This window comes from Pseudocitrobacter corydidari, assembly GCF_021172065.1.
GTDB classification, from domain to species: domain Bacteria; phylum Pseudomonadota; class Gammaproteobacteria; order Enterobacterales; family Enterobacteriaceae; genus Pseudocitrobacter; species Pseudocitrobacter corydidari.
Window position 1 is genome coordinate 1,932,138 of the sequence record NZ_CP087880.1, and the last position, 24,928, is coordinate 1,957,065.

The 24,928-nt window shown below is 51.7% G+C and carries 26 protein-coding genes and 1 pseudogene; 7 read left to right on the top strand and 20 right to left on the bottom strand.

Features of this window, described 5'->3' with window-relative positions; all coding sequences use genetic code 11:
- Window positions 1-82: 82 nt before the first annotated feature.
- Both G163CM_RS09010 and G163CM_RS09015 read left to right on the top strand, forming a co-directional pair.
- The gene (locus G163CM_RS09010) at window positions 83-856 is read left to right on the top strand and encodes an AraC family transcriptional regulator (RefSeq protein ID WP_231827772.1); all 774 of its coding nucleotides are present in this window, start codon (window positions 83-85) and stop codon (window positions 854-856) included.
- 132 nt (window positions 857-988) lie between these two features.
- Complete coding sequence (locus tag G163CM_RS09015; protein WP_231827773.1) at window positions 989-1,528, top strand: hypothetical protein; 540 nt, start codon at window positions 989-991, stop codon at window positions 1,526-1,528.
- A gap of 183 nt (window positions 1,529-1,711) precedes the next feature.
- Here the strand turns inward: G163CM_RS09015 and G163CM_RS09020 are convergent, their stop codons facing one another.
- Window positions 1,712-2,647 carry a LysR family transcriptional regulator gene (locus tag G163CM_RS09020; protein ID WP_231827774.1) on the bottom strand — a complete coding sequence of 312 codons (936 nt, stop codon included), beginning with the start codon at window positions 2,645-2,647 and terminating at the stop codon, window positions 1,712-1,714.
- Window positions 2,648-2,746: 99 nt separating this feature from the next.
- On the opposite strand from G163CM_RS09020, the gene G163CM_RS09025 reads away from it, so the two are divergent.
- The 3 genes from G163CM_RS09025 to G163CM_RS09035 all read left to right on the top strand — a co-directional run bounded on the left by G163CM_RS09025 (window position 2,747) and on the right by G163CM_RS09035 (window position 4,372).
- Window positions 2,747-3,181 carry a DMT family transporter gene (locus G163CM_RS09025; protein WP_015965014.1) on the top strand — a complete coding sequence of 145 codons (435 nt, stop codon included), beginning with the start codon at window positions 2,747-2,749 and terminating at the stop codon, window positions 3,179-3,181.
- Between the two features lie 9 nt (window positions 3,182-3,190).
- On the top strand, window positions 3,191-3,682 hold the full coding sequence (locus tag G163CM_RS09030; RefSeq protein WP_231827775.1) for a DMT family transporter: 492 nt from the start codon (window positions 3,191-3,193) through the stop codon (window positions 3,680-3,682).
- Window positions 3,683-3,892: 210 nt separating this feature from the next.
- The gene (locus G163CM_RS09035) at window positions 3,893-4,372 is read left to right on the top strand and encodes a hypothetical protein (protein WP_231827776.1); all 480 of its coding nucleotides are present in this window, start codon (window positions 3,893-3,895) and stop codon (window positions 4,370-4,372) included.
- Between the two features lie 218 nt (window positions 4,373-4,590).
- On the opposite strand, the gene G163CM_RS09040 is transcribed toward G163CM_RS09035, so the two are convergent.
- The 19 genes and pseudogenes from G163CM_RS09040 to G163CM_RS23460 form a co-directional block, all read right to left on the bottom strand.
- Window positions 4,591-5,172: a hypothetical protein gene (locus tag G163CM_RS09040; RefSeq protein ID WP_231827777.1), complete on the bottom strand. Its 582-nt coding sequence runs from the start codon at window positions 5,170-5,172 to the stop codon at window positions 4,591-4,593.
- Window positions 5,162-6,070: a LysR family transcriptional regulator gene (locus tag G163CM_RS09045; RefSeq protein WP_231827778.1), complete on the bottom strand. Its 909-nt coding sequence runs from the start codon at window positions 6,068-6,070 to the stop codon at window positions 5,162-5,164. The genes G163CM_RS09040 and G163CM_RS09045 overlap by 11 nt, the downstream gene beginning before the upstream one ends.
- A gap of 84 nt (window positions 6,071-6,154) precedes the next feature.
- On the bottom strand, window positions 6,155-6,958 hold the full coding sequence (gene ccmI, locus G163CM_RS09050; RefSeq protein WP_231827779.1) for a c-type cytochrome biogenesis protein CcmI: 804 nt from the start codon (window positions 6,956-6,958) through the stop codon (window positions 6,155-6,157).
- Entirely contained in the window at window positions 6,955-7,413 is a 459-nt protein-coding gene (locus tag G163CM_RS09055; RefSeq protein WP_231827780.1) for a cytochrome c-type biogenesis protein, read from the bottom strand. Before G163CM_RS09055 ends, ccmI begins: the two co-directional genes overlap by 4 nt.
- On the bottom strand, window positions 7,410-7,967 hold the full coding sequence (locus tag G163CM_RS09060) for a DsbE family thiol:disulfide interchange protein (RefSeq protein WP_231827781.1): 558 nt from the start codon (window positions 7,965-7,967) through the stop codon (window positions 7,410-7,412). The genes G163CM_RS09055 and G163CM_RS09060 overlap by 4 nt, the downstream gene beginning before the upstream one ends.
- Window positions 7,957-9,918, bottom strand: coding sequence for a heme lyase CcmF/NrfE family subunit (locus G163CM_RS09065; protein WP_231827782.1), 1,962 nt, complete (start codon window positions 9,916-9,918; stop codon window positions 7,957-7,959). Before G163CM_RS09065 ends, G163CM_RS09060 begins: the two co-directional genes overlap by 11 nt.
- Complete coding sequence (ccmE, locus tag G163CM_RS09070; protein ID WP_231827783.1) at window positions 9,915-10,373, bottom strand: cytochrome c maturation protein CcmE; 459 nt, start codon at window positions 10,371-10,373, stop codon at window positions 9,915-9,917. Before ccmE ends, G163CM_RS09065 begins: the two co-directional genes overlap by 4 nt.
- Window positions 10,357-10,590 (bottom strand): heme exporter protein CcmD, encoded by a 234-nt coding sequence (gene ccmD / locus G163CM_RS09075; RefSeq protein ID WP_015965028.1) that lies wholly within the window; start codon window positions 10,588-10,590, stop codon window positions 10,357-10,359. Before ccmD ends, ccmE begins: the two co-directional genes overlap by 17 nt.
- A complete protein-coding gene (locus tag G163CM_RS09080; RefSeq protein WP_231827784.1) occupies window positions 10,587-11,324 on the bottom strand; it encodes a heme ABC transporter permease in 738 nt (245 codons plus the stop codon). Before G163CM_RS09080 ends, ccmD begins: the two co-directional genes overlap by 4 nt.
- Window positions 11,325-11,355: 31 nt before the next feature.
- Window positions 11,356-12,012 carry a heme exporter protein CcmB gene (ccmB, locus tag G163CM_RS09085; protein ID WP_231827785.1) on the bottom strand — a complete coding sequence of 219 codons (657 nt, stop codon included), beginning with the start codon at window positions 12,010-12,012 and terminating at the stop codon, window positions 11,356-11,358.
- A complete protein-coding gene (gene ccmA / locus G163CM_RS09090; RefSeq protein ID WP_231827786.1) occupies window positions 12,009-12,632 on the bottom strand; it encodes a cytochrome c biogenesis heme-transporting ATPase CcmA in 624 nt (207 codons plus the stop codon). The genes ccmB and ccmA overlap by 4 nt, the downstream gene beginning before the upstream one ends.
- A 41-nt stretch (window positions 12,633-12,673) precedes the next feature.
- A complete protein-coding gene (locus G163CM_RS09095; protein ID WP_231827787.1) occupies window positions 12,674-14,002 on the bottom strand; it encodes a c-type cytochrome in 1,329 nt (442 codons plus the stop codon).
- A gap of 11 nt (window positions 14,003-14,013) precedes the next feature.
- The gene (locus G163CM_RS09100) at window positions 14,014-15,798 is read right to left on the bottom strand and encodes a GMC family oxidoreductase (RefSeq protein WP_231827788.1); all 1,785 of its coding nucleotides are present in this window, start codon (window positions 15,796-15,798) and stop codon (window positions 14,014-14,016) included.
- A gap of 2 nt (window positions 15,799-15,800) precedes the next feature.
- On the bottom strand, window positions 15,801-16,538 hold the full coding sequence (locus tag G163CM_RS09105) for a gluconate 2-dehydrogenase subunit 3 family protein (RefSeq protein ID WP_231827789.1): 738 nt from the start codon (window positions 16,536-16,538) through the stop codon (window positions 15,801-15,803).
- Window positions 16,539-16,719: 181 nt separating this feature from the next.
- Entirely contained in the window at window positions 16,720-17,133 is a 414-nt protein-coding gene (locus G163CM_RS09110; protein ID WP_015965035.1) for a DoxX family protein, read from the bottom strand.
- A gap of 557 nt (window positions 17,134-17,690) precedes the next feature.
- Window positions 17,691-18,722 carry a methionine synthase gene (locus G163CM_RS09115; protein ID WP_231827790.1) on the bottom strand — a complete coding sequence of 344 codons (1,032 nt, stop codon included), beginning with the start codon at window positions 18,720-18,722 and terminating at the stop codon, window positions 17,691-17,693.
- Window positions 18,723-18,749: 27 nt separating this feature from the next.
- Window positions 18,750-19,727, bottom strand: coding sequence for a DUF1852 domain-containing protein (locus G163CM_RS09120; protein ID WP_231827791.1), 978 nt, complete (start codon window positions 19,725-19,727; stop codon window positions 18,750-18,752).
- A 381-nt stretch (window positions 19,728-20,108) separates the two neighbouring features.
- Window positions 20,109-20,879, bottom strand: a complete 771-nt coding sequence (locus G163CM_RS09125; RefSeq protein ID WP_231827792.1) for a peptidoglycan-binding protein — start codon at window positions 20,877-20,879, stop codon at window positions 20,109-20,111.
- A gap of 225 nt (window positions 20,880-21,104) precedes the next feature.
- Window positions 21,105-21,563, bottom strand: a pseudogene (locus G163CM_RS23460) (hypothetical protein); the annotation flags it as partial.
- A gap of 702 nt (window positions 21,564-22,265) precedes the next feature.
- On the opposite strand from G163CM_RS23460, the gene G163CM_RS09135 reads away from it, so the two are divergent.
- On the top strand, window positions 22,266-24,032 hold the full coding sequence (locus G163CM_RS09135) for a caspase family protein (protein WP_231827794.1): 1,767 nt from the start codon (window positions 22,266-22,268) through the stop codon (window positions 24,030-24,032).
- Window positions 24,029-24,895, top strand: a complete 867-nt coding sequence (locus G163CM_RS09140) for a hypothetical protein (protein ID WP_231827795.1) — start codon at window positions 24,029-24,031, stop codon at window positions 24,893-24,895. Before G163CM_RS09135 ends, G163CM_RS09140 begins: the two co-directional genes overlap by 4 nt.
- The last annotated feature ends 33 nt before the right edge of the window (window positions 24,896-24,928 follow it).

The window sequence follows — 24,928 nt, forward strand, 5'->3', positions numbered from 1 at the left end:
TGGATACCACCTCATCGAGCCCGTCTGGTTCTGGCTAAGGGAGGATGACGCCATCATCATAAGCGCAGGAGTTGAATCTTAAATGCCAGGAAGTATAGATAAAACGCCAAGGCATGATGAACGTGTCGGCTGGTCCGGCACGGCAATACGCTATCAGCGCGGTGAGTCAGATCCCTCTCATCATCATCTTGAAGGGCAATTACTGTTTGCCTCCAGGGGCGTGATGCTCGTTGAAACCGAAGGCAATCGCTGGGTCATACCGCCGCAACGCGCATTATGGCTTCCGCCTCTGCAAATCCACAGCTATCACCTGTTATCACAGACAGACCTGCAATCGGTCTATTTCAGCAGTAGTCTTATCGCCGAGTGTTCGAATTTCACCAAAAGTCACGATGTACATGTCATAACCGCCACGCCTCTGGTGAAAGAACTTATTCAGGCACTCTTTAGCCAGGAATATAACCCATCGAGCCAACGAAAAATGGCGCTGTTACTTCTGGAGATTTTAAGTGAGGCAGCCCCTTTAGCCGCGGAACTTCCCATGCCGCGGGATGAACGGTTGTACTGTGCAACCCAGGAATTGTTGGTTAGCCATCGCTGGGAAGCAACAATGAGCGACCTGGCGTATATTGCTAATATGTCCGAACGCACATTCTCACGGCTTTTTATCAAGGATACCGGGTTCAGCTTCAGAACATGGAAGCAACGGGCCAGAATTTGTGCTTCATTGGATCTTCTCGCAAACGGCATTCCTGTTAAGCAGGTCGCTTACCAGCTTGACTTCTCGTGCCCGGCCGCTTTTTCCGCCGCCTTTCGGGCCATTGTAGGTAAAACGCCAGGGTATTTTTTGCCGTAAGCGTTGGTGTGACATGAGGGCTTGATGTGCCTGCTTTAGTCCAGAAGCGGACTATGATAGTACCGCTTCTGCCGTAGTAGTATTATTTATAGCCAATACATTTGATGCTCTAACGCTAAAGGGATTAAGACAATGCCGCTACCGGAAAGGATGCAACCAACTAAAGTCAGTAGTAAAAAGATAGCCGAACTCTCAAAAAAAGCTGAGATGATACTTGCTAAAATTGATGAGGGTGCCAATCAGGAAGATCCTGTTCTGATGGCTATGATGGTTGAATGGAACAATCAAGTTGCGTGCCCCTATGCATTTTCTGATTTCAGGGATTTTTCCTCCTGGACCAGTGCCCGTGAATTTACCCGAATGGCTTTTAACCAGGAAAAATTTTACCCAGACTTTACGTGGGTAGAATTGATTCAAATAATCAATTTCATTTGTGCCTGCGAGGGCAAGGAATCCGAGCAAGACTTCGCTCTTTCATTACTTGAGTGTAATTTTGATGGTAATCCATCTGATCTCATATTTTGGCCAGATAGTTGGTTCCAGAACGCTGAAATGTTACACAGTGAACTTAGTGCAGAAGAGATTGCAGGCTATCTAATGGCCCGCTCAGGCAGGCACTTAGCTGATGCACCAGATATAGAATTGAGATATCCAATACCGGATAATAATTAATTATTAAATAGCCACCATACATATTATTGGTGAAAAGAGCGATTGCATTGCAAGATGCACCGGTCTCGATGAGACCGGTGAGGCTAATACCGTTTGCCCCGCCGACTGCGAGCTGAAGGCGTGAGCGTCGCGAAATTCAATGCGTCAGAGCCGTTTTCAGGACGAGCAATAAAATCGGTTATCTTATTCAGACTGCCAGTAAAGCGGTGAACCGAACACGTCAATGTAGTAATCGATAATTGCCCGCACGTTCAGCGGAGGGTGGCGGGCATTCGGATAGATTGCCGCGATGTGCTGCGGATCCGTTTTTATGGACGCGTCCAGCTCCGGCAGCAGCCCGACAAGCTCGCCGCTCTTCAGCCGGTCGCCAATCAGCCAGTCAGGAAACAGCACAATCCCCATTCCGCCGAGTGCGGCAATCAGCAGCGATTCCGCATTATTGGATGACATCAGGGGCGAGACGGGATAGTGCACCCACTCCTCTGGGTGCCTGCGCAGCAGCCAGCGGTTTGGACCTGACGAGCCGTGATAAACCAGACATTTATGACCTGCCAGCTCTTCAGGTGATTCAGGCATACCGTGCCGACGGATGTAATCCGCTGACGCGGCAAGATGATAGAACTGCTGGCCAAACACGCGCGCATGAAATGAGGAATCCGTCAGCGTGCCAATGCGGAAAATCACGTCAGCCGGTTCCCGGTGCGGATCGACATAATCATCGGTCAGCGTAAGCTCGATACTGAGCCTCGGATATCGCTCCGTCAGGCCGGGTAATGCGGGCGCGACATGTCGTTGTCCAAAGAACACAGGGGCGTTTATGCGGACCCTTCCGGAAGGCTCAAGCGTTCTCTCGTTGAGTTCCCGCCGCGCCTCCTCCAGGCTGCCCGTCATGGCCCGCGCATAGCGGATAAAAAGATGGCCGCTTTCCGTCGGGATGATCGCCCGGGTATTGCGGTAAAAGAGCTGCTGGCCGAGCGCATCCTCCATCTGATGGATGACGCGCGACACCTGAGAGGCAGATATCCCTTCCCGCCGCGCCACCACAGAGAAATTCTGCGTCTCATAAACGTCTATAAAGATCAGCAGAGCGCGAATGCTGATGTTCCCAGGCTCATTCATTAATGCATATCCTGCACAAGTGTTTATCTCATTATGGCATTTTTCTCATCCATGTTAAGTCGTAATCTCCCCCGCCTGGACAACCGGAGACTGATTGCTATGCAACTGATATTGATTTTTATCGTAATTGCCGGAGGCATGGGACTGTCCGTAGAGGCAGGATTGCTCGGGCCACTTGGCGGGGAGGTCGGTGACCTCTGGGCTACCTTCAGCGTATTTGGCGTGGGCGCGGCGCTGACCTTCCTGCTGATGCTTTTCTTCAGCCCGCGTAACAGCCCGTCATTCTTTGCGCAGCCTGCGTGGCAGCTGCTGGGCGGCGTGCTTGGGCCGATTTATGTCATCATCCTGACCGTGGTAACGCCGGCAATCGGCATCGCCATGACGATGATCGGCATACTGGCAGGCCAGGTCTTCAAAAGCCTGATTATTGACCACTTCGGCCTGCTCGGTACGCCGCACAGAAAAATTGACAGTAAACGTATCATCGCGCTGATTTTCATCATTGCAGCGCTGGTTATGGTTGCACAGGGGTAAAGTAACATTATGACTATTATCATGATTCTTCTCGCCGTCGCTGGCGGTGCCATGCTGAGTATCCAGGCGGCTATCAACGGTCAACTGGGCAGCAAGGTCGGCGTTTTCAAAAGCGCGTTCCTGACTTTTTCGGTCGGCGCGCTGGTGACGGGGCTGCTTATTTTTTTCTTCGAACCCAAACACGCCCTGACCCTGATGGACGTGCCTAAATGGCAACTGCTGGGCGCAATGTTTGGCGTGCCGTACATCGTCATTATGGTACTGGCGATCCAGCGCATTGGCGCTGCGGTTGCCACGGTCGCCGTCATTTTTGGCCAGCTGACCATGAGCATGCTGATCGATAACTTCGGCTGGCTGGGCAATGCGTCGATTCCGTTTTCGATGAGCCGACTCGGCGCCATTGTCTGCCTGGGTATCGCGCTGTTCTTCATTTACTCCAGCAGCAAGTCAAAAGCCGCACCGGCGAAAAAGACTCAGCAGCAGGTAGCCGCTGACAGATAAGCTCAACGTGTTCAGAGGCCTGGGGCAAGGCAAAACTGATATGTCCGCTTCCTGCCAGAAGCGGACTTTTGGTAGTTGTCAGCGGGAAGGTATTTCAGCAGAATGAGACTGCCTTTAAACATGACCATTTTTTATGCAGTTATAAGCTATTGAATCTAGCTCCAGCAGGGGTTACTGACTCACAGAATAATGGCTGCACGAGATCGAGCTATGCGTACTCACCAACTGAAAAAGTCCCGTAAACTGTATCGCAGCGTCAATACGACTACGCGGCACCATTCTAATAATCCAGGTGCTGAGTATCGCTGGGAACGCAATTGTAAAAAAGTCGGAGATGAACTACTGGCAAAGCGCGAGACAATGCATGGCAGACAGAAGCGTGGTCGAGACTACACACCATTGTTTTATTTTTTGATCAAACAGATTGGCAAACCGTGGGATGAAATATTCAGCGAAGTATGTGGACGTCTTGATACCACTGAGCCTGTATTCTGTTTGGTCGCGCTACATGAGCACCAGCAAAGGGATTTAGTCTGCATTGGCGAAAGCAGTTTTTATCCGGGTCTGTTTGTTAATGAGAATGGAATTCTGCAACAGGTAAACCCTGCAATTACTAGAAAGGATGTTAAGGTGACTTGTCGCTGCTGCACACACACTTACATTGGTGAACCTGTACTCTGGATAGATTGAGTGCCAAAACTTCAATGAGAATGTCATTCCCGTTTTGTTGTACTGGCGAAGATCAGAAACAACAAGACCATAACGGTTATATCTGCACTCATCGGACAAACCTGTGAATTATCCGCAGAACGGTGCAATAAGTGTGTTGCGTCCATCAGTTGAACTCACAACTCATAGCCTACCTCGCGGCATTTCTTTAAGTCCTCTCTACGCCTGAAAAAGGACATTCAATCACTAATAGCAACATTGCATGGCTTACCATTTATCAACGAAAGCCCAAAATCTTCCCACCCACCGGGAGGATCCCAATCACCTGAGCCAAAGATAATATTGTCGGAAATACCATGAATCAACACGCCATCAATGCCACACTCCTCTGATTTCCACAAAATGCCTTGCGCGACATTTATTAAGAAGACAAACCTATACGTTGTCACAAGGAAGTTCTCACTGAGTGTATCCTCTGTATAATCGGGTACCGCATAGATATGCCCAACATAATCGTTGAGATACAGGCTTTCAACGCTCTGGCTGGCTATATCCAGAATATGGACATGCTGGCCGCAGAGAACAACAACGTAGTCATCATTGCTTAAAATCTCTTTGAAGCAACTTGTCGTAATAAACCCATCCGCATCAACTTCTACATAAATATTGAGTAAGACAACCGGAGCATCATGTTCACAAACTAATACCTGTGCATCCTGCACTCGACGATGAGGAGGGGCAATTCCGTTAACCTCTATAACGGCGCAGCCTAAATCAGAGACATTTTGTTCCACATTCAGAAACCGCGATTTATATTTCATCACTCTCATCCTCATCCACTATCCCTGCCACCCTTTCTGCCAGGAAAGAGAGCAATACGCGTGTCACCGCGCTATTCTGCCGATGTTTGGGATACAACGCGCTAAGGGTGAGATGCGGTGGAGAGCATTCAGGTAATATTTGTACCAGGGTGCCCTGACGCAGCGCATCTTCCACAATAAACGTGGGCAGCAGCGCGATGCCGACACCGGCCTCGGCAGCGTCACGGATCACTTCGCCATGATTACTGCTCAGGCTGCCTTTTACCGCGAAGGTATTGACCGCCCCGCCCGATTTTAATTTCCAGCCGAGCTGTCCTTCGCGCCCGTATAACAGGCAATTATGTTGGCTTAAATCGTCGCAGGTGCGCGGCGTGCCGTGTGCCTTCAGGTAGTCCGGGCTGGCGCAGAGCACCATGGCCAGTTTTCCCAGACAACGTGCGATGAGCGTGGAGTCCATCAGATTGCCAATCCGCAGGACCATATCGTAGCCCTCGCCGACCACATCGACATAATGATCGCTCATATCGATATGCATCGCTAATTCCGGATGCGCGGTCTGAAATTCCACCACCAGCGGCGCGAGGCGGCGCACGCCATAAATCATTGGCAGGCTGATACGATAAGAGCCCGTCAGTTTTTGCTGACGAGCGGAAATAACCTGTTCGGCTTCATGAACCTCTTCGAGAATACGCTGCGCGTGATGAAAAAAAACCTGCCCGGTGTCGGTTACCGACAGCTTTCGCGTATTACGTACCAGTAAACGGGCGGCGACTTTTTTCTCCAGCGCCGCCATGCGTCGGCTGACATATTGTTTCGACAGCTGCAAATGTTCCGCCGCTGCCGTAAAGCTTCCCATATTCACGATTGTGACAAAAATTCGGATATCTTCTAACTGCATTATTTCACCAGGTTCGGGATGCACAATACATCCGTCAATTAACGCTAATCATTGTAAGCGTCAACGCCTCAGGCTGCACGTTTGTTACGGCTTACCGCCCCGCGCCAGGATATCGATGAAACGGTGCACCATCACATCGCAGCGCATCCCGCTGTTATTCACCAGATTAAGCGGCGGCTGAGTGCTGTTCATTGCTGCCGCGCGCAGGCTATCGGGGTATTTTTTCAGCAGTTCATGCAGCTTCATTTCGCCCTGTCGGTTAGCGCTTTCATCGCCGATGCACAATAAGGCACCGGCGTAATCCAGCGCAATGGCCGGGCTATCTGGCGCGAGCTGGCTGGCTCGGGCATACGCGCCTATTGCCATGTCACCGTTATTGAGCACCATGCCCACCCGCCCCAGCAAACGCCAGGCGTCCAGATCGTCGGGCGAAGTCTGAACGCGGCTGCGCAGGCCGAGCCCCAGTTGTTCCACTTCATCCGTACGCAATGGCCGCTCAGCAGGATTTAACGCACGTTGTATAAGACCAGGCAGTTCATTCTGCGCCAGACGTAACGTCAGCACTTCACCGATATCGGTCGTTTTCAGAAACACGCCGAGGCTGATTACCACCAGCGCCAGCGCGCCGGGCAGCAGCAGCCAGCGGCTTTGGGGGCGTACGGTTGGCGAGGCCGTTTCGGGAATATCTGACAGCAGCGTACGTTGCAGTTCCACCACCATCGCATCGCGATCCTGAGGCGCTTCCTGCTCAATTTCCCGCAGGCGAGAGTGATAAAACGCGCGGTTCAGCGCATCGTGATTGACGTCGTCGCGCGAAGACCACGGGAAGTACAGCAGCGCGAGTGCGCCTACCAGCAGCAGCGCGGCGACGATTAAAAAAAGGGTCATAGATCTTTCTCTTTGTTTAACAGGGCAGCCAGGCGTTCGCGCTCGTCATCACTGAGCGTATCGATCTGCGTCATGCGTCGCCGGGTGCGTGTCACCACAACCGTCGCACCCGCCACAATAAACAGCGCCGGAATCAGCCACAGGGCAATCGTCCCCGGCGTGACGGGGGGTTCATAGCTGACAAAATTACCGTAGCGCGCCACCATGTAGTCAATAATCTGCTGTTTGCTCTGCCCCTGGCGCAGCAGTTCATAGACTTTCAGCCGCATATCGGCGGCGATCATCGCGTTGGAGTCAGCCACGCTATTATTCTGGCATTTCGGGCAGCGCAGTTGGGAGGTGATTTCGCGAAACGTCTGCTCCTGGGCGTCATCTTTGAACTGCCAGGTGTCGATGGCCGCCAGCGCATTGCAGGCCAGCAGCAGCGCGACAATACCGAGTATCCAGCGCCTCATGATGACGCCTCCTGACTGTATTGCCGCCAGAGTGGTGCCAGCTGTTCCCGCCAGACACGATCGTCCAGCGCGCCCGCATGACGCCAGCGAATTACGCCCTGCCCATCAATGAGAAATGTCTCTGGCGCGCCGTAGACGCCGAGATCCAGCCCCAGCATACCGTTGCCGTCAAACAAGCTCAGAGAATAAGGGTTACCGAGGCGATTCAACCAGTCGACCGCTTTCTGGCGATCGTCTTTATAGTTCATCCCCACCACTCTCACGCCCTGCGCAGAGAGCTGATTCAGGAACTGATGCTCCGCGCGGCAGGTTGGGCACCAGGTTGCCCAGACGTTGAGCAGCAGCGGCTTCCCGCTGACCAGCACTGAACGATCGTACACCTCACCGGGATTATTCAGCGATTCAAGACGAAAAGCGGGAACCGGCTTGCCGATAAGCGCCGATTCCAGCGACGTCGGATCATCCCCGCCCGCGTTACGCATTAATTGCCAGAGCAGTGCAACGGCCAGCGCCAGAAACAGCGCCAGCGGTAGAAAAAGCGCCTTACGCGTCATGAGTGACCTCCTGACGTGATTTCCGCATCCGGTAGCGCGGGTCGAGCATGCAGCAAAGCCCGCCCAACGCCATTAGCACGCCGCCGTACCAGATCCAGCGGACAAACGGTTTGTAGTAAAGACGTACCGCCCAACTGCCGTCATCCAGCTCTTCACCCAGCGCCGCGTAGAGGTCGCGCGTCAGGCCGCCATCAATGGCGGCTTCGGTCATCATCATGCGGCTGGCGCTGTAAAAGCGTTTTTCCGCATATAAGGTGGCTTCCGGACGGCCATGGCGGGTGACGTCGATAACCCCTTCCCCGCCAAACCAGTTCGGCCCGACAATGTCGCGCACGCCTTTAAAGACGAAGTGATACTGGTGGATATCAATGCTGTCGCCCGCCTTCATGCGCACATCGCGTTCGACGCTGTAGCTTTGACTAAAAGCGATTCCGGTGACGGTCACCGCCACGCCAATATGCCCCAGCACCATACCCCACTGGCTGCGAGAGAGTTTCGTCAACCCGCGCCAGAAACCGTGGCGATGGGTGGCGCGTTCATGCAGCTCAATCAGCACGAAGATAAAGACCCACAGCGCCATCATCAGACCAATGACCGTCATTGCGGCGATGCGATCCTGGAGCCACCACGGCAAAACAATGGACAACACCAGCGTCAGTAGCAGCGAAATGACCAGCCGCTTAATCTGTTTTTTCGCATCATCGCGACGCCAGCGCACCAGCGGGCCGATGCCCAGCAGCAGTGCAAACGGCGCCATCAGTACGGTAAACAGGGAATTAAAGAACGGCTCGCCGATGGAAATACTCCCCAGCCCCAGTTCTTTATGCACCAGCGGCAGAAGTGTACCCAGCAGCACTACCAGCATGGCGGCAATCAACAAGATGTTATTGCCCAGCAGGAAAGACTCCCGCGACCATAATGTGTGTTCCACCCGCGCCCGCACGCTGCCGCCTTTCAGGGCATAGAGCAGCAGCGAGCCGCCGATAACCAACACCAGCAGCGCCAGAATAAACATACCGCGCGCCGGATCGGAGGCGAAGGCATGCACCGACACCAGCACGCCGGAGCGCACCAGGAAGGTGCCCAGCAGGCACAGCGAGAACGCGCTGATGGCCAGCAGCACCGTCCAGGCGCGGAAGCTGCCGCGTTTTTCGGTTACGGCCAGGGAATGCATGAGCGCGGTCCCCACCAGCCACGGCATAAACGAGGCGTTTTCGACCGGGTCCCAGAACCACCAGCCGCCCCAGCCCAGCTCGTAATAGGCCCACGCCGAGCCGAGCACGATGCCCATCGTTAAGAATACCCACGCCGCCTGCGTCCACGGGCGCGACCAGCGCGCCCAGGCGGTATCGAGTCGCCCGGCCAGCAGCGAGGCAATCGCAAAAGCAAACGCCACCGAGAAACCGACGTAGCCCATATAAAGCAACGGCGGGTGGAAGATCATGCCGATATCCTGCAACAGCGGATTGAGATCGCGCCCGTCGATGGGATATTCCGGCAGCCCGCGGGTAAACGGGTTAGAGGTGAACAGAATAAACAGCAGGAAACCGGCGCTGATCATGCCCATTACCGCCAGCACGCGGGCGACGGCGTCCAGCGGCATCCGGCGGCTGCCCACTGCGACGGCGAAGGTCCAGCCGCTCATTAACAGCACCCATAACAGCAGTGAGCCTTCGTGCGCCCCCCAGGTGGCCGCGACGCGATACCAGACGGGCAGCGCAACGTTAGAGTTATCCGCGACGTAACGCACCGTGAAATCGTTGACCACGAAGGCGTGCACCAGCACCAGGAACGCGGCAAGGATCGCGAAGAACAGCCCCCAGCTTAAGGGACGCGCCAGCGCCATCAGCCAGCGGCTCTGGCGATACGCGCCCCATAGTGGGTAAATCGCCAGCAGCAGCGCAAGCCCTAATGCCAGACAGAGTAAAAAGTTGCCCAGTTCCGGCATCATTGTCGAGTATCCTTTGGCGCGGTGGCCATGGCGTTGTGAATTTCCGGCGGCGTGTAGTTTTCATCGTGCTTCGCTAACACCTGCTGCGCGGTAATATGACGTTCACCGTCGAGAACACCCTGCGCTACCGCCCCCTGCCCTTCGCGGAACAGATCCGGCAAAATACCTTTATAGCTCACCGAGACCGCACCGCGCGCGTCGTACAGGCGGAAGGTGACATCCAGGGTTTTATCATCACGTTTGATACTACCCGCTTCAACATAGCCCCCCACGCGCAGGCGCTGGCCGATATGCGGCTTTTCCTGAGTTTCATTTTTGCCGTTGAGGATTTCCCCTGGCGTATAGAACAGGTCGATGTTGGTGCTCAGGGCGTACAGCACGAGGGTAACCGCCAGCCCGAGCCCGGCCAGCACGGCCAGTACCAGATAAAGGCGAGTTTTACGACGTGCCTGCATCAGCCTGCTCCTTGTTCATGTTTTCTCGCGCGTGGCGAAGCCGTTGCTCACGACGCTGCTGGCGCTGCACAGCCTGTAATAACGCGTGATGTTGCCAGAGCGAATACCCCACCAGCCCCAGCAGCACAACCAGCGTCGTTGCCAGCGAAAGCCAGACATAAAAGGCGTAGCCGCCCATCGCCAGAAAATCGGCGAATGATGAGAAAGCAGGCGTCATTGCGCGTCTCCTTTGCGGGCGAGCGTCGCCACCCATGGACGACGACGCTCCTGCCAGAGGATCAGGTTGCGCAGACGCAGCAGCGTTAAGGTGATAAACAGGCAGAGGAAACCGAAAATACACAACCGCAGTGGTATACGCATGCTGACGTCAATGGTCTGCTGCATATTGGTGGAACCCTGATGCAGAGTGTTCCACCATAAAACCGAGTAATGAATAATCGGCAAATTAACCACCCCGACCAGTGCCAGGATCCCCGCCGCGCGTCCGGCAAGGCGTCGGTCATCGAAGGCGTTCCACAATGCGATTATCCCGGCGTAAAGAAACAGCAGCACCAGTTCAGATGTCAGGCGCGCATCCCAGATCCACCAGGTGCCCCACATCGGTTTACCCCAGGCCGCCCCCGTCACCAGAGCGATTAGCGTATAACCTGCGCCAACCGGTGCCAGAGCGATAAGCGTTAAGTCAGCCATTTTCATTTGCCAGACCAGGCCGATGAACGCCGCTACCGCCATCATGGCGTAAATCCCCATCGACCACATTGCCGCCGGTACATGCACGTACATAATGCGGTAGCTTTCACCCTGTTGATAATCGGCTGGCGCGTAGATGAACCCCCACCCCAGCCCGACAATCAGCAACAGCGCGCTGAGCATTGCCAGCCACGGAAGCCAGCGGCCGCAGAGCGTGTATAACCGCTCCGGTATCGCCAGTTGATGTAATAATTTCCACATAAAATTGCCCTTCCTGGTGAAAACAGGCCCGTTAAACGGAAAGCCGCAATGCGGCAGCGGTGGCGAACGGACATAGCGTCGCGCTCCCCGCCAGAAAAGCGCCCAGCACCGCGAGATAGCCATCAACGGGTAGACCCGCAGCGGCCGCTTCGCACGCGGCGGAAGCAAAAATCAGCATCGGAACAGAGAGCGGCAGCACCAGTAAACTGAGCAGAACGCCACCGCGTTTCAACCCCACCGTGAGCGCCGCGCCGACCGAACCAATAAAGCTCAGGGTTGGCGTACCCAGCAGTAACGTCAGAAACAGCACGCCTGCGCTGTGTGCGTTCATCCCCAGAAGCAACGCCGCCAGCGGTGAAACCAGCAGTAGCGGTAGCCCGGTCATCATCCAGTGTGCCAGCACTTTCGCCATCACCACGCCGGGGAGCGGCGTCGGCAGCAGTAATTGCTGCTCCAGCGAACCATCCAGCAGGTCATCGCGAAATAAGCGGTCCATCACCAGCAGCGCGGCCAGCAGCGCCGCGACCCAAATCACGCCCGGCGCGATTTGCGCCAGCAGGGCGCTTTCCGGCCCCACGCTAAAGGGAAACAGCGTGATAACAATCAGGAAAAACCACAGCGGGTTGAGGATGTCCGCGCCCCGTCGCCAGGCCAGGCGCAGCTCGCAGAGAAAAATCGTGCGGATCATGAAACGTACGCCTCCCCGCCGGATAACGTTAAGACGCGTAACGGGCAGTTAAGCGAACGCAGCGGTTGATGGGTGGTCAGTACCACGCTGCCGCCCCTGTGCACGTGTGTTTCCAGCCGACGGGTCAGTATCTCAATCGCTGACACATCAAGCGCCGCCAGCGGTTCATCGAGGATCCATAACGCGGCATCGCTTAGCCACAGCCGCGCCAGCGCGCTGCGTCTTTGCTGCCCGGCCGAGAGCTGAAACAGCGGCAAGTCTTCAAATCCTGCCAGACCTATCGCCGCCAGCGCCGTTTCCCGCTCCTCAAGCGTCGAGCGAGGATAAAAGAGGCGCAGATTCTCTTCGGCAGTGAGCGCGGTTTTGACGCCCGGTTTGTGCCCAATCCACAGCAGCTGTTGATGGAACGTGTCACGCGCGCGCGAAAGCCGTTCACCGCCCCAGAACACATCACCGTTGTCGGGCTGAGTCAGTCCGGCTAACAGGCGTAGCAGAGAGGTTTTACCTGAGCCGTTGGCACCCGCTATTTGCACCACTTCCCCGGACTCTACCGTGAAAGACAGCGACTCAAATAGCACCCGTTCCTCGTAGACGCAGGTCAGTTGATTTGCGTGCAGCATGAAAAACCCTTTAACGGGGAGCGAGGCTCCCCGTTTGTCCATTACGGCGTTGGTAGTTTGGAGATATCGGCGTTGCCCATCGCTTTTTCGTCATGAGAAAGCGATTTGCGCACCTTCGCCACATCCGATGCACTGACCGCAGGCGCGTTGTTGCCCCAACTGGTGCGGATAAAGTTAGTTACGTCCGCTACCTGTTGATCGTCCAGACGCCAGCCGAATGACGGCATGGTCAGGTTGGAGACCGCCCCTTTCACCGCCGGCGTCGTGCTACCGGTGAGGATGATGTGAATCAGCGAGGTGGCATCTTCCGTCTGCACCACCGGGTTGCCTTTCAGCGACGGGAAGGCGCGTTTGTAGCCTACGCCATCGGTACGGTGACAGGCTGCGCAGTTATCCACGTACAGCGACGCACCAGGCTTGCTGTCGTTCCCTTTCCACAAATCTTTCGCCACGCTGTCTTCAACAGGCGCAGGCGTTTGCTTGCCGTCGCGCGGCGGCAGCGATTTGAGGTAGCGGGAAATCGCCGTAATGTCATCGTCAGAGAGATATTGCAGGCTGTGTTCCACCACATCGCTCATGCCGCCGAAGACTACGGATTTGTCGTTACGCCCGGTTTTCAGGAATTCCGCCAGTTCCGCTTCGCTCCAGGTGCCCAGTCCATCGCGATTTTCACCGCGCAGGCTGGACGCCACCCAACCATCAATCGGGCTGTTGCTGCCGGAAAGATAGTTATCGCCGTCTTTTTCGCTCAGGGCTTTTTCCTGCATGGTCAGGCTACGCGGCGTATGGCATGCGCCACAGTGCCCCAGCCCTTCCACCAGATAACGACCACGTTCCAGCACCGGATCGGCGTTGGGATTGATGACGAAGTCTTTCGGCGTTGGCGCAAACATCAGACGCCAGATGGAGAGTGGCCAACGCATTGAGAGCGGCCACGGAATATCAGAGTCGCGATTTGGCTCAGCCTGCGGCTCCACGCCATGCATAAAGTAGGCGTACATCGCCCGCATATCCGCTTCGCTCACGCGGGCAAACGACGGGAATGGCATTGCCGGATACAGCGTTGAGCCATCTTTGCGGCCCCCTTTGCGTACCGCATCGTCAAACTCTTCGAAGGTGTAATCGCCGATACCGTTCTTTTTGTCCGGCGTAATGTTGGTCGAATAAATGGTGCCGATCGGTGTTTCCATCGGCAGGCCACCGGCGAACGGTTTCCCGTCTTTACCGTTGGTATGGCACGCCACACAGTCGCCCGCCCGCGCCAGGTACTCCCCCTGACGAATGAGATTGCTGTCGGTTGACGCATCCTGCGCGAAGCTTGCGAAGCTCAGCGCGCCCAGCACCAGCGCCGATAACAGTTGAATTTTCATCGTTGCCTTCCTTATGCCTGTACCAGTGGGCCTGGGTTTTTCAGATACTGTTCACGGATCGCTTTTGCTGACCAATACGCCAGCGCGGCAACCGTCCCTGTCGGGTTATATCCCAGCCCCTGCGGGAAGGCCGATGCGCCAATGACGAACACGTTGTGCACATCCCAGCTTTGCAGATAGCGGTTCACCGCGCTGGTTTTCGGGTCTTCGCCCATCACCACCCCGCCGTTCATGTGGGTGGTCTGATAGCTGGTGGTATCGAAATGGCTATTGGCATTTTTCGGGCTGCCGAGCATGTATTTCGGGTTCATCGCTTTGGCGATAGGCGCCATCTTGTCGAACATGAACTGCGCCATCTTGATGTCGTTTTCCTGCCAGTCAAACGTCATACGCAGCAGCGGCTGGCCGTAGATGTTTTTGTAGTTAGGATCGAGGTCAAGATAGTTCTGACGATAGGACTGGTGCGCGCCGTGGGCATCCATCGACAGATGGTGCGTATAGGTATCAGCCACCGCCGCTTTCCATTTGCTCCCCCATGCCGGGGTGCCCGGAGGGACAGGCAGGCCGGAGATCGGTTTGGTACCGGCCTGGTTCACCCAGAACGGTGAGCCGCCGACAAACCCGACTTCACTGTGGTCAAAGTTATCGGCGTTAAAGTCATCGATACCGACGCCGTTACCACCTGCTCCGATAAACGGGTTGGTGAAGGTGTCTTTATCAAAGATAGCTTTAATCGTCGTCATGTTCTGATAAGCGAAGTTACGCCCTACCACACCTTCCCCGGTTTCAGGGTTGTAAGGCTTACCTATGCCCGACAGCAGCATCAGGTGGACGTTGTGGAACTGGAACGCGCCCACGATAACCAGATCGGCAGGCTGCTCAACTTCACGCCCCTGCGCATCGACATAGGTCACGCCCGTCGCGCGGGTTTTATCATCGGTCAGATTGACTTTGAGTACGTTGGAGTTGGTCCGCAGTTCAAAGCGTTTTTCCATCCGCAGCGCAGGCAAAATGTTCACGTTTGGAGAGGCTTTGGAATACATGTAGCAGGCATAACCGCTACAGAAGCCGCAGAAGTTGCACGGCCCCATCTGCGCGCCGTAAGGGTTAGTGTAAGAATCGGAGGTATTCGCTGACGGCAGGTTATACGGGTGGTAGCCCACTTCACGCCCGGCTTTTTCGAACAACTGTGCAGACCAGGTATTTTTCTGGGCTGGCAGCGGGAAATCGTCTGAACGATCCGGCGCAAACGGGTTGCCGCCGCGATCTTTACCGACCACTTTGCCTTTCACCGTCCACGCCGTTCCCGATGTCCCGAAGACTTTTTCGGCTTTGTCGAAGAAGGGTTCAAGCTCGTCGTAGGTGACGCCGAAGTCCTGGATGATCATGTCCTGCGGAATGAAATTCTTACCGTAGCGCTCTTCATAGTGGCTACGCATGCGCAATTCGATCGGATCTGCGCGGAAGTGAACGCCCGACCAGTGCAGCCCTGCGCCACCCACGCCGGTGCCCGGCAGAAATGCCGCAAGCTGACGATACGGAACGGCGGTCTGGCTGGTGTTATGACGGATCGTGACGGTGCTTTTTGAGAGATCCTGGAACAGCTTGCGGCGAATGTTGTAGGTCAGCTCATCAATAACCTGCGGATATGCGCCATCCGGCCAGGTATCGCGCATCGGGCCGCGCTCCAGCGCCACCACGTTCAGCCCGGCTTCGGTCAGTTCTTTGGCCATAATCGCGCCAACCCAACCGAATCCGACGATCACCGCGTCGGTTTTTTTCATTACTGTTGCCATCGTTATGCCCTCTCCCCATTAATTGATACCGGCGGGAAGGGGTAACGCTCGCCCCGTTCAACCCAGTCCATAAAGTCGGCGCGCGCGCCGGGAAAATTAATCAGCGTCCAGCCCACCATGCCTTTGTTACCGCCATGAATCGGGTCGCTGAAGAATCCTTCGCGGGTATTCTGGAGTAAGTAGGAGAAGAACAGAGAAGCGGGAAGCTGTTTAAAGCTGGCAGTGCCCGATTCAAATTGGCTCAGGGCGGCATCCTGTTTAGCAGCGTCCAGTTCGGCAAACGGTTTGCCATACTGCTGGCGACACCAGTCATTCGCTTCGACAATGCCCAGGTTATAGATTTGCTTTGGCACCAGCGGAAGTTGATAACCCATCTCTTTCGGCACATCCGGGTTAAATGGCCCCTGCATGTACCAGATGGAGCCGGTGGCATACGGCGTATTCATCTGGCGATCGATGAACTCAGGTACGCCTGCTTCCAGCGCGCCAGGGCCCCGCTCATCCGCAGGAATAAGCCGCGCGACAGCGGCTTTTACAAACGCCCACTCATCACTGTTAAAAAACCGTGGTGTCCACTCACCCTGATCGGGCGCTGAGTGAGGCTTACTTTCTGCGGCGACGGCGTTTTCAACCATCCCCAGGGCGCCAACACTGCTGCCGCCCACCACTACCGCAGGAATTAACGTCATCGACTTGACCAGAAAGTCGCGTCTCGAACTGTTCGTTTTCTCGCTCGACATTGTCACACATCCCTTCAATTAATTTGCACACGCTACCGAATAAGAAAATACCTAGCCAATAAAAGAATATTACCATTCCAACAAAATCGTTCGAATGGCAATATGAGTCATTAACCTTTCGGCCTCTTATGGGCCTGTAGGTATTATTATTGCATCAAGGATAGACCATTAATGCCATGTGTTATTTGCGATCGAGTGAATAGCTACCCGGGCCGGTGAAAGCCAGCAGCAAGAACCCACCGCAGATACTCACGTTTTTAAAGAAATTGGTCATTGCCATGTACTGGTCCATTCCGGTCATGCTCCAGTAAGGGTGGCCGATAATTGCCGTTGCCACAGTGTAGACGGCCAGAAGCAGCGCCAGTGGGCGGGTGAAATAACCGGCAACAATGAGTAAGCCGAACACCAGCTCAACAATAACGGCAATAATCGCGGAAAGCTGCGGCAGCGGTGCGCCAACTGACGCCATATAGCCCACAGTGCCTTCAAACCCCATCATTTTCTGCCAGCCAAATAACACAAACAGGATTGCCAGTAAAATACGAGCAACCAACAGGAAACCATTTTTATATTTGTCCAGCGATAAGTACTGCATGATATTTCCCTAGATAAAACAATAAAATACAAAACACTCTTTTACGATATTGAGTGATGGCGTTCCAGATGCGTCTGAAGGCCATTCCCTGTAAAAAGCGCCATCGGCGATGAGATAACACTACTTTTTACATGCGCATTCTATTCCTTCAGAATTACCTTACAACATCAAATCAGGATACTCAGTGTCTCAGTTTAGTTGACGAACCCCGGATTGCCTTAACGTTTCAACATGCAAAAAGTGCTATTTAGAAATTTGTCTTTTCGGTGGGCGTATTTTTTCGCCATTAATAACATGGCTAAAAAGTTTCATCTATTTATCATTATCACGCTATACGGATAAAACGAGGTGGTTCGGGGAAACGCTGAAGGGATAACAGTAAAGGTATTGGCTATTAATAACAATTAATTCATTACCATTTGTAAATTGCAGGTAATTGCGTTGAGTGCTAAGCCTGTCATCTTAGCACTCATCCTGATTAAGTCGCGAGGCCAAAATACCGCATTCGGTTATTTCAGCATGATCGCATTACATCTTTAGCATCGAAAGCGATAACACTATTTCGCCAGCAACTCCCGGCGAATAATTTCCGCACCTGCGCTCAACGCATTGAGTTTACCTGCCGCCACCTGACGGGCCAAAGGCGCCATTCCACAGTTAGTCGAAGGGTACAGTTTATCGGCATCGACAAACTGAAGCGCTTTGCGCAGAGTATCGGCAACCTCTTCCGCCGTCTCAATGGCAGAGGTTGCCACATCGATAGCGCCAACCATCACTTTTTTACCGCGAATCAGCTCCAGCAGATCCATCGGTACGCGCGAGTTGTGGCATTCCAGCGAGATGATATCGATAGTCGATTGTTGCAGTTTCGGGAACGCCTCTTCATATTGCCGCCACTCAGAGCCCAGCGTCTTTTTCCAGTCGGTGTTGGCTTTGATACCGTATCCGTAGCAGATGTGCACCGCCGTTTCGCATTTCAGCCCTTCAACGGCCCTTTCCAGCGCGGCGATGCCCCAGTCATTCACTTCATCAAAAAACACGTTAAAGGCCGGTTCATCAAACTGGATTATATCGACGCCCGCCGCTTCTAACTCTTTGGCTTCCTGATTGAGGATTTTGGCAAATTCCCAGGCCAGCTTCTCACGACTTTTATAATGCGCGTCATACAGCGTGTCGATCATGGTCATCGGCCCAGGCAGCGCCCATTTAATGGGTTGCGTCGTGAGCTGGCGAAGATAGCGTGCATCGTCAACAAACACCGGTTTTTGACGCTCCACTGCCCCCACAACGGTCGGTACGCTGGCATCATAGCGATTGCGGATTTTAACCACCTCGCGTTTTTCAAAATCCACGCCGTTAAGGTGTTCAATAAAGGTGGTTACAAAATGCTGACGTGTTTGCTCACCATCACTGACAATATCAATACCCGCGCGCAGTTGATCGTCCAGCGACAAACGTAAAGCATCCTGTTTGCCTGCCACTAATTCCTCATTTTGCAATTTCCACGGCGACCAGAGTGTCTCGGGTTGAGCAAGCCATAATGGTTTCGGTAAACTGCCAGCAGTCGATGTTGGGAGCAATGTTTTCATAACAGGTGACCTTATCTTTTTAATTAATTAAAGCGCGTAGTGAGCGGACCATTGCTCAAGAATATGCTGGTACGGTTTAATAAAGTGTTGCTCGGTGAACTTCCCTTGCTCAATCGCCAACCGGCTGCGCTCTTCGCGGTCATAGACAATTTTCGTTAGCGAGTGATCGTCATGATTGAGATCCGGTTGATAGTGCAACCCGGCAGGTGAATTCGCGTTATAAATTTCCGGACGATAGATCTTCTGGAATGTCTCCATCGTGCTAATCGTGCCGATCAATTCAAGATCGGTATAATCGCTCAGTAAATCGCCGGTGAAATAAAAGGCGAGCGGTGCCACGCTGCCTTTCGGCATAAAATAGCGCACCTGTAACCCCATCTTATTAAAGTATTTCTCCGTCAACGACGTGCCTTCCTGCTGGTATTCATGACCGAGCACAGGATGTTGATTCCCGGTTTGTTGATAGGTGTCTTTGCTCGACACGCTAAGACAGATAACCGGCGATTTTTTGAAGTTATCGCTGTAGACACGGGAGCGGATAAAATGCCTGAAGATATTCCCGTGCAGCTCACCAAAATTCCCCGGAATACTGAATTGGGTGGTATTTTTATTATGCTCTAACAGCAATACGCTGAAGTCATAATCACGCACGTAGGATGAGAAATTATTCCCCACAATACCGTTGATACGCTCTCCAACTTTCTTGTCGAGAATCGCGGTTTGTAATATTTCGATCACCGGGAAGACACCGTTCTGGCCTTTGATGCTCATGTCTACGGAGATAATCTCCAGCTCAACGGAATAACGGTCGCCTTTCGGGTTATCCCAATAGGCCAGCGAGTTAAATCGGTTATCGATCATCTTTAAGGTGTTGCGTAAGTTCTGCTGACGATTTTCCCCACGCGCCAGATTCGCAAAGTTCGTGGTAATACGCGTGTTTTCTGAAGGGTTGTAATTTTCATCAAAACGACTGCGCTTGATGGTAAATGTTAATTCGTTATTCATCGTCTTCTGGCACCCTGGGTTCAGACATGAAACCGCACATCAGCTTCAACGGCCAGATGTAACTGACTTGTTGTCGCTGCGGCACTCATGTTGTCAGTAAGTTATGGTGATATTAATGACAGAGGCGAAGGGGGAGAGAAAGCGAGTTAATTTCACTGCAACATGAGGGATGTTCATGTTGGCGGTTGGGTTATGACGAGTACCGCAAAGAGTGAAGAGTGTTCAGGGATTCATCAGGCCCTTCGCTGTTCTATTCCATCAGCCTGCGTTCCGTGATTGCCCGGCTTGATATACTCAACATCACGCTTGTTCTTCAGCCCACTGCACCAGCGCCAGTAATACCAGCGCTGGTATGGTTCTGATGGCTGATGAGTGTCAGGGTCACTTGCCAAACAATGATTTGCGCGTTTTTTCGCCAATTACACCGTCTGGGGTTAAACCCTGAGCAGCCTGAAACGCCATCACGGCCGCCAAAGTATTACGACCAAACTCACCGTCAACGAGTAATAAAGATCCATGTTTGTTCAACGCCTTCTGTAAATCCATTACATCAGTTCCACGATCGCCCAAAGACAATATTGGCGACTCGCGTGCTGCTTTCACGATTTCTGCCCCAAATGCGCCTTCCGCTGCCCAACGACGGATGAGTTCATCAGAGCATTCGAAATGCATAGCATCCTCGGTGCGGAAGCCTGCTCCCCAAAACCAGCTATGGCGGTTAAATATGGGTGCAATAAGTGTTAGCCCCTCTTGCACGAGTCCATCGCCCCGCCGGTCGAGTTGCCCGTCCAGAGTCAGATCGATTGCTGTTCCCCATGAATGATTGCTAATAGCGAACTGTGATCCTCGTACAAAACGTGCGCACAGCATGCCCGCATGGCCGATCACTGCAAAGACCTTTGGTACCTCTTTCTCGATATCGGACATCACTTCATTCAGGGATTGAACGGCTCTATCCAGACCGGTCACCTTCAAACGGCTAATTTTGGCTGTTACAATTTGCGCTGAAATACGTGAATTAGTGGGATTCTGGCACTCTGAGCTATATTGAGCTCGCGGGTTGCCAATGAGAGATAACATAGTTTGCTGACGAGCCGGGCTGACCCCAGCGTTAAGCTCTTTAGGAATAGAAACATATCGGGTAATTGACATTATTTATCTCCTAATCATGATAAATTATCAGATCAGCAATAATCTTGCATTGCAAAAACATACTCACAACCATCGAAAAACCAAGACTCTTTATACCGACATATATATTCATGTTAGTTGCAAAAATACAGATGTTTTTCGTACTTTAGTTGCAATGTATTGGATAAATAGCTCACTAAATTTAGTGAGCTATTTATCCAATAGGAAATAGATGTTTTATTACAATCATCGACCTGTAAAAAAGTAAACGTTCTGTCTGTTCATCAACGCGTTAAGTATTTTAACGAGGCGCCAGCATAAGCATATTGATAACACAACTAAAAACAGAGTCATAAAGGTTGCTACCACTCCTTTTAATAACGTATTTCGTTTTGTGGGCGTATGCTGGCGCGATATCGTCTTTTCTAAAGTAATAACATTGCCATCAATCGGATTGACGAGGGTAATAACGGTGCTGTTACCCGCTCCACCGTCAATAGTGACGCTACTGGTAAAATTCACCACACCAATACCTAATAAGCTCAGATCGAGGTGGTTCTGTCCGCCGCTGGGATTACTATCAAAACCGCTGGTAATACGGTCTCGACCAAAGCCTTTGTGAAAGACAAAGGTGTCATCTCCGGCACTTCCGGTCATGATATCAGCGCCCAGGCCACCCTCGAGTCTATCGTTACCCGCACCGCCTGTTAGATTGTCTTGAGATGCTGTGGGCTGCCATTGGCATCGATGCTGTCAACGGTGCCACGAGTCAGGTCTGCGGGATCAGGTAATATTGACACGGTTTTATAGTAAAAACGGTATCTGTTATCTGATTCCTCAGGCGTCAACCCACCGTAGTAATGGTGAAGTATCCTTTGACGCCATCAGCCTCCCAGCACTAAGTACATTGCTCTACGATTAAACCAGATAGATACCGTTGACGTTTATCTCGCTCATAGTGCAGGTGTATTAGGATATGCGCAGAGAGAGGGACGACGTCCATCACATCACTACATTATGCTCTCATCCAGAGTGATAAAGGTAGTCGTGGGCGTCTAAATAAAATATGGAAATGAGTGTTCAGACTGTAAAACAAAAGTTTGATTTTATACGGTAGTTCCACCCATTATTAGTAGTGTCATCGACAGCGCCCTGGTAATACTTTTCATTATAACAGGTCCTTATCATCTATTTTGACTGCTAGTGTTCTGGATAAACTACATAGACTTATAATTTAACTTCCACTTTGCTTTCATCATTTTCGTATAGCAATAGGATGGTCAGATATTTTTCAGAGAGGGATTTGTTTGAGCACCATTGTGGTCAAGCCTTCTATTACCGCAACAAACCGAAATTGCGACTACTCTAATAATTTATATCCAGAGCAACCATCATGATGGAGAGTATATGCCAAATCTTTGTTTAACGATTGGGGTGTCAACAGCATCTCCGCTCGCTTATTTACCTGGAGCGATTACCGCTGCGCATGAAATGAGTGAATGGGCTCGTCAATCAGGTTTTGTGACTGAGATTATAACTGACGAGGATAATAATCCTGTCACAATAGCTCGCATTCGCGAAAAACTACTCTTAATGCTTCCCGATAATGCAGAGATCGATCTCTTCATTTTACATTTTGCAGGGCATGGATTTCGTACCGGGGCCGAACAAAACGTCTGGTTACCCAGTGACTGGGAATACGAAATGCGCGCAATTTCGGTAGAAGGACTAAGGCGTCAGCTTTATCGCCATGGAATCAAAAATCTATCAATATTCAGTGATGCCTGCCGCTCACTTCCTTCTGATATTGAGACAGCAGATATTGCGCAAGATCACGTGTTGCCTCGTGGACCTTACGATGTAACCATACCTGTACTTGACCGTTTCAATGCCGTGATGGATGGTCAGCAAGCTTATATGTTGAAAGGGGATAAGCTTTCTCCCCCACGTTGCATATTCTCTACTGTTCTGCTTGAGGGGTTGTGTGGTCAAAGTTCTGAAGCTTTTGATATCCATCTTCGTGATTGTGTTATTCCTGAATCCCTGGCATTATTCGCTCAGAAAAGAATGAGAGAAATAGGTGAATTATATCGTCTGAAATGTATCCCTGAGTATGCTACGGGAATTCCTCGTGATCATGCAGTGTATTTTAAGAACGGTAATATACCAAATGTAAAAATACCCAAATTCCAATGGCCAGCGCCTCCAGACGAATACTATGTCACCCCAAATGTTCTCAATGAAGCTGAGTCTGATGGCGAGGGTGCGTTTGAGTTTGAGTTTGATTCAGGAGATGATTTTGAACATGAATATTTTCAACAAAATGAAACGATAGATACTCCCTGGCAATTTGAGAGAATCAATGATCATGGTGCCAATTTTATTGTGCACGGGATGATCCCCAAACAAATTTGGTCTACCCATTTTTCCACTTCGATTCGGCCTGGTGAATATTATATCGAAATTTTGAATGGTGATGCCGTTCAGGTACTTGTTGAATTTGATGATGGAATGGTTGCGTCAGTTGTTGTATACAGTGATTTAATTACTATTTTAAGTCGTGACCATCGAGGGTATATGGGTTGGCTCTGTATTGAGCGGCTCAAGGATTCAAACTTCCAACAACAACATTCAATACAAGCGATTGCAGATCTCCAAATCGGTAACTTATCTGCTGACCAAGTGGATAAGTTTGCTACAAAGTTAAGAATGATGAAGCATATCAATCCAATTTTGGGGGCAATATCTAGCTACTTATACGATTATGTTGGTGATATTGATAATATACATCGTATGGCTTATTTTTACTGTGATCATCTGCAGCCTATACCTTTTGATATCGTATTAATGGGCTTATTGCCAACTAACTATCATCAATCTCGTTACGAAACAAGTGTTCCAGCAGTAGAGGCACGTATAAGTTCACCCATTAACGAGTCTCTGCCTGACTGGGTTAGAAGTGCGACACCAGTAAGTAATGGCACAGTTGCAGGGCTTTGGCCTTGGTTACGTCAGGGATGGCAGTTTATCGAAGATCCTGAACTTGAAGAAGTATTCATTGCAGAGAGATTACAGGACGTCATTCCGTTTATGTTACCGTCACAATTTTCTTCGTTTCGTCTGGAAGGTGCTGAAATTCTAATCCGAAAATTCAATATGGAGAAAAATAGATGAACATTTTAATGATTCATGGGATTGGGCAGGAAAAAAGAGAAAAATACGAACTTCAGAATCTATGGACCGAGTGTATACATAAATCAGCACCTGGTCTATTGGATGGTTCAGACATAGAGATGGCATATTATGGGAAGACACTTGCTGGGTGGACAAACGGTAGCGCAAAAGATGCCATTGGAATGGGCATTCAGCCTGCAGAAATTAAAATAGCCGATCAAAACGAGCTAAAATTTCTAACCGTAGTAATGGAGGAAATTGCTGCATCAAATAATATTGGTGAAACTGATATTGAGGATGCGATTAAGACAAATAATACTATTCCGATGGATAGTTTATTCATGCGCCGCTTTGTAGGTCTGATTGGAGCAATAGAAAAAATATCCCCCGCAAAAGGTTCCCTTTTGCTACGGCTTGTAAGGCAAGGATATACCTATCTATCTTCACCTGGAGCGGGCTCTGCAGTCGATAACATCGTTCGACCTTATCTGAAGGAAAGTCCACAAATTTTGATAACCCACTCTTTGGGAACTATTATAGCTTTCAAACTATTGAGGGAAATGGACTCAAAGGGCTTGAAGATAGAAATCCCTCTGTTGATCACAATGGGTTCGCCGCTTGGGCTCGAAGCATTCAAGAAAAAACTCGGCCCCCCGCGCAAGAAACCTTCATTTGTTAAGCGATGGGTGAATTTTTATGACCCTTCAGATTTAGTTGCCCTTGGTAGAAATTTGGATGCCAGTACCTTTGCGCTAGATATAGAGAATGATGGGACCGTTGACAATTTTACCGCTAATGCCCATGGCATTATTGGCTATCTTCCACATAAAGGTGTTATCGATACATTAAAAAGTGTTCTTTAGAATATCTAGTCCAGCGTTCTGAACGGATTGCAG

Bases quoted from the DNA above. Each gene is read 5' to 3' on its own strand.
- G163CM_RS09100 (WP_231827788.1), bottom strand. From the start codon at position 15,798: ATGGCAACAGTAATGAAAAAAACCGACGCGGTGATCGTCGGATTCGGT.
- G163CM_RS09120 (WP_231827791.1), bottom strand. From the start codon at position 19,727: ATGAATAACGAATTAACATTTACCATCAAGCGCAGTCGTTTTGATGAA.
- G163CM_RS09020 (WP_231827774.1), bottom strand. From the start codon at position 2,647: ATGAATGAGCCTGGGAACATCAGCATTCGCGCTCTGCTGATCTTTATA.
- G163CM_RS09015 (WP_231827773.1), top strand. From the start codon at position 989: ATGCCGCTACCGGAAAGGATGCAACCAACTAAAGTCAGTAGTAAAAAG.
- ccmB (WP_231827785.1), bottom strand. From the start codon at position 12,012: ATGATCCGCACGATTTTTCTCTGCGAGCTGCGCCTGGCCTGGCGACGG.
- G163CM_RS09105 (WP_231827789.1), bottom strand. From the start codon at position 16,538: ATGTCGAGCGAGAAAACGAACAGTTCGAGACGCGACTTTCTGGTCAAG.
- G163CM_RS09125 (WP_231827792.1), bottom strand. From the start codon at position 20,879: ATGTCAATTACCCGATATGTTTCTATTCCTAAAGAGCTTAACGCTGGG.
- G163CM_RS09010 (WP_231827772.1), top strand. From the start codon at position 83: ATGCCAGGAAGTATAGATAAAACGCCAAGGCATGATGAACGTGTCGGC.
- G163CM_RS09140 (WP_231827795.1), top strand. From the start codon at position 24,029: ATGAACATTTTAATGATTCATGGGATTGGGCAGGAAAAAAGAGAAAAA.
- G163CM_RS09095 (WP_231827787.1), bottom strand. From the start codon at position 14,002: ATGAAAATTCAACTGTTATCGGCGCTGGTGCTGGGCGCGCTGAGCTTC.
- G163CM_RS09080 (WP_231827784.1), bottom strand. From the start codon at position 11,324: ATGTGGAAATTATTACATCAACTGGCGATACCGGAGCGGTTATACACG.
- G163CM_RS09060 (WP_231827781.1), bottom strand. From the start codon at position 7,967: ATGACGCGTAAGGCGCTTTTTCTACCGCTGGCGCTGTTTCTGGCGCTG.
- ccmE (WP_231827783.1), bottom strand. From the start codon at position 10,373: ATGCAGGCACGTCGTAAAACTCGCCTTTATCTGGTACTGGCCGTGCTG.
- G163CM_RS09040 (WP_231827777.1), bottom strand. From the start codon at position 5,172: ATGAAATATAAATCGCGGTTTCTGAATGTGGAACAAAATGTCTCTGAT.
- ccmD (WP_015965028.1), bottom strand. From the start codon at position 10,590: ATGACGCCTGCTTTCTCATCATTCGCCGATTTTCTGGCGATGGGCGGC.
- G163CM_RS09115 (WP_231827790.1), bottom strand. From the start codon at position 18,722: ATGAAAACATTGCTCCCAACATCGACTGCTGGCAGTTTACCGAAACCA.
- G163CM_RS09035 (WP_231827776.1), top strand. From the start codon at position 3,893: ATGCGTACTCACCAACTGAAAAAGTCCCGTAAACTGTATCGCAGCGTC.
- G163CM_RS09110 (WP_015965035.1), bottom strand. From the start codon at position 17,133: ATGCAGTACTTATCGCTGGACAAATATAAAAATGGTTTCCTGTTGGTT.
- G163CM_RS09135 (WP_231827794.1), top strand. From the start codon at position 22,266: ATGCCAAATCTTTGTTTAACGATTGGGGTGTCAACAGCATCTCCGCTC.
- ccmI (WP_231827779.1), bottom strand. From the start codon at position 6,958: ATGACCCTTTTTTTAATCGTCGCCGCGCTGCTGCTGGTAGGCGCACTC.
- G163CM_RS09025 (WP_015965014.1), top strand. From the start codon at position 2,747: ATGCAACTGATATTGATTTTTATCGTAATTGCCGGAGGCATGGGACTG.
- G163CM_RS09065 (WP_231827782.1), bottom strand. From the start codon at position 9,918: ATGATGCCGGAACTGGGCAACTTTTTACTCTGTCTGGCATTAGGGCTT.
- ccmA (WP_231827786.1), bottom strand. From the start codon at position 12,632: ATGCTGCACGCAAATCAACTGACCTGCGTCTACGAGGAACGGGTGCTA.
- G163CM_RS09030 (WP_231827775.1), top strand. From the start codon at position 3,191: ATGACTATTATCATGATTCTTCTCGCCGTCGCTGGCGGTGCCATGCTG.
- G163CM_RS09045 (WP_231827778.1), bottom strand. From the start codon at position 6,070: ATGCAGTTAGAAGATATCCGAATTTTTGTCACAATCGTGAATATGGGA.
- G163CM_RS09055 (WP_231827780.1), bottom strand. From the start codon at position 7,413: ATGAGGCGCTGGATACTCGGTATTGTCGCGCTGCTGCTGGCCTGCAAT.